The following is a 593-nucleotide window of genomic DNA, read 5'->3' on the forward strand; positions in this document are numbered from 1 at the left end:
GAGGGGTGCGGGAGTGCCCACGCGGCGCTCTCGAAATCGACTATGAGTGGAACGTTCGACGACGGCGCGATCGCACAGATAACACACGACGAGGGCGAGATTCGGTACGTCGGGTCTCGCGAACACGGGCAGGTGGTCGTGACGACGCATCCCGAGGGCGAGCGGCTCACACCCGAGTGCAGCCTGACCATCGTCCAGCACAGCCCTAGTGGATTCGCCGTCGGGTATCGAGGGAGTGGCCCGGCACAGCTCGCGCTCGCCGTCCTCCTCAACGACACCGACAACGCCACTCTCGCCCGCCAACACTACCAGACGTTCAAAGACGAAGTCATCAGCTAGCTCGAGTACGGCGCTGATGGTACCTGGACGATCACCGATGCCGACATCGAGCAGGTGCTCCCCGACGACGTCGCACTACCCGCGTAACCAATCTCTCACCGACAATGTCCGACACCACTGAAACGTCGAGCGACGCGACTGCCGAACAGCCCACCGAAACCCAGCACGTCGAACGCACCGACGTCGGCGTCTCAATCACCGTCCAACTCAAGCGTGGCTCCGGAACCCGCGACGAGGACAAAATCACGGGCAAA

At 62.9% G+C, this 593-nt stretch carries 2 protein-coding genes; both read left to right on the top strand.

Annotated features, from left to right (window positions below):
- Positions 1-339: DUF6166 domain-containing protein (locus AOZ13_RS13655; protein WP_234402895.1), on the top strand; the 339-nt coding region annotated here is incomplete at its 5' end.
- A gap of 104 nt (positions 340-443) precedes the next feature.
- Positions 444-593: DUF7389 domain-containing protein (locus tag AOZ13_RS15925; protein WP_449404309.1), on the top strand; the 150-nt coding region annotated here is incomplete at its 3' end.

Origin of the sequence: Halarchaeum acidiphilum MH1-52-1, assembly GCF_000474235.1 — an archaeon.
In the GTDB taxonomy this organism is placed as follows: domain Archaea; phylum Halobacteriota; class Halobacteria; order Halobacteriales; family Halobacteriaceae; genus Halarchaeum; species Halarchaeum acidiphilum.